At 63.6% G+C, this 2,663-nt stretch carries 2 protein-coding genes; both read left to right on the plus strand.

All coding sequences use genetic code 11. The features are described 5' to 3' along the window. The coding region (locus AC1D1X_RS20405) for a malonyl-CoA decarboxylase domain-containing protein (protein WP_477699022.1) at positions 1-897 on the plus strand (897 nt) is incomplete at its 5' end. Between the two features lie 52 nt (positions 898-949). After that, on the plus strand, positions 950-2,663 hold a 1,714-nt coding region (locus AC1D1X_RS20410; RefSeq protein ID WP_477699023.1), incomplete at its 3' end, for an alpha/beta hydrolase domain-containing protein.

Here is a 2,663-nt window from a genome sequence, read left to right on the forward strand (position 1 = left end):
GCCCTGGATGTCGAAATGGAATACATGTTCTCGACATGGTTCGACGTCGGTTTCCTTGACCTGCGCCGCATCACCTGGGATTCACCGGCATCACTGATTGAAAAACTGATCAAGTACGAAGCGGTCCATGACATCAAGGGATGGGCCGACGTCAAAAACCGGCTCGACAGTGACCGTCGCTGCTATGGCTTCTTCCACCCGCGTCTTCCAGAGGTGCCGCTGATTTTTGTCGAGGTCGCGATGGTCGAGACGATCGCGGGCGACATCATGCCTTTGCTCGATGAGCTGGCAGCGCCCTCGGACCTGAGCCGCGCGACCACTGCGATTTTCTATTCCATCAGCAATACGCAGGCCGGCCTGCGCGGCGTGAGCTTTGGCGATTCGCTGATCAAGCGCGTGGTGGAGACCCTGAAAGAGGAGTTTCCCAAGCTCAAGACCTTTGCCACTCTTTCTCCGATTCCGGGGTTTCGCAGCTGGCTGGGCAAGAACGCGGCGGCCATGCTGGAAACGCTGGGAGACAAGGAGCTTGCCGCCCTGGGCCGGGCGGTGGGGTTTGAGCCGCCCACTGCAGGGCACCTGCTGACCGCCGCAGAAAACCCGCTGGCCCTCGGTGAAAAGTCGCCGGTGCGAAAGATGCTGCTGCACTGCGCGGCCCATTACCTGGGCCGGGCCCTGGAAGAGGGCAAGCCGCTGGATCCGGTGGCACGCTTTCATCTGGGCAATGGGGCGCGCGTGGAGCGCATCAACTGGGCGGGCGACCCGACGCCCAAAGGGCTCAGGCAATCGTACGGCCTGATGGTGAATTATCTCTATGACCTCAAGCGCCTGGACAAGCACCGCGCCTTGCTGGCCCAAGGAAAGGTGGCCGTTTCCGGCGCGATTGAGTCGCTTTTGTAGTTTTTTGCAGTTGCAGACGAGCAGTCGACATAAAAAAACGAAGGAGACAGACATGAGACCCGTTCACCTGCTGGGAAGGCTGGCGCTTGCGTCGCTGGCTGCCGTGTTGTTGCTGGGACATTCCGCCCAGGCCCGCGTCACGCGGATCGTGATTGACGAAACCGTTCCCCTGGCGGCAGATTTGTCGGGTGGTGTGGCCTTTGAACAGGTTGCCGGCCGCGCGTTCGGCGAGCTGGACCCCAAGGCGTCTGGCAATGCCATCATCCAGGACATTGAACTGGGCAAAGAGGCCGATGGCAAGGTACGTTACGTGGCCACCTTTGTGTTGACCAAGCCGGTTGATTTGTCCAAGGCCAGCGGCATAATGTGGCATGAGGTGCCCAACCGTGGTTTGCGCCGGCCCAATGTGGTGCAGGAGCGTGCATTGGGTGACATCGACCTCACAAGCGCCTGGCAGGGCGACAATGCCGGCGCCACCATGGTGCGGGCCACTGCTGCGGTCGAGCTTCCCCACTGGCTCAAGGTGCCGGTGGCAAGGAATGCCGACGGCTCACCCGTCACCGGCGAGGTGTTTGGCCGCATCGTCAATCGCACCGGCCCGGGTTCGCAACCGCTGGTTGTGCAAACAAATCCTGTTCCGTACAAGCCCGTGAGCCTGGACACGCGCCAGTCGCGCCTGGTGTCGCGCGCGGCTGAATCCACCCGCGGCGATGTGACCGGCGAGACAGTGATTCCTTCCACCGACTGGGCCTGGGCCAAGTGCGATGCGGCCAATCCTTTTCCCGGCGTACCTGATGCCACGCAGATCTGCCTGAAAAACGGTTTTGATGCCGGCAAGCTTTACCAGGTAGTGTTCAAGGCCGCCGATCCTTACCTGCTGGGCGTGGGCTTTGCCGCCTGGCGCGATATGGGGGTGTTCTTCAAGACGGCCAGGGCTGATGACGCCGGCACACCGAACCCGGTGGCTGGGGTGGTGACCCACAGCATTGGCCGGGGCGTCTCGCAATCCGGCAACTTTCTGCGCGGCTGGCTGCACTTGGGCTTTAACCGGGACGAAGCCGGGCGCCAGGTGCATGACGGCCTCTGGCCCATCATTGCGGGCCGGCGCATCGCGCTGAACTTCCGCTGGGCCCAGCCCGATGGCGTGCTGGAGCTGTACCAGGCCGGCAGTGAAGGGCCGCAGTGGTGGGCACGCGCGGCCGACCCGGTGCGCGGTGGGCCGCCTGCCGGTATTCTTGATCGTTGCGAAGCCAGCAAGACCTGCCCGAAAATCGTTGAGCACTTTGGCTCGGCCGAGGTCTGGGCCCTGAAACTTACGCCGGAATGGGTGGGTACCGATGCCAGGGCCGACCTGCCTCTGCCTGCCAACGTGCGGCGCTATTACATTGCCAGCTCCAGCCACGGCGGCGGGGCAGGGGGCTTTGACAACAGCCTGCCGGGCGTGGGCCTTCCAACGGCAGGCGCCAGTTGTCCGGGCAATAATTTCGGCACGGGTGTATTGCCTGCCAACCCGGTGCCGCATACCGAAACCGTGAACGCGCTGCGCGTGCACTTTCGTAACTGGGTGATGCGCGGCACCGAGCCACCGCCCAGCCGCTGGCCCACCCTGGCGCCGCGTGCGGGCGAGCCGCGCGGCACGCTGGCGCTGGCTACCAAGGAAGGCATCGGCTTTCCCACGCTGCCGCAGTTGCGCCCCACCGTGCCCGAGCCGGACTTCATCATGCCGGTGCTCGACTATGACTGGGGCCCCGCCTTCAATCCTGCCG

The organism is Polaromonas sp. P1_G4, assembly GCF_056405475.1.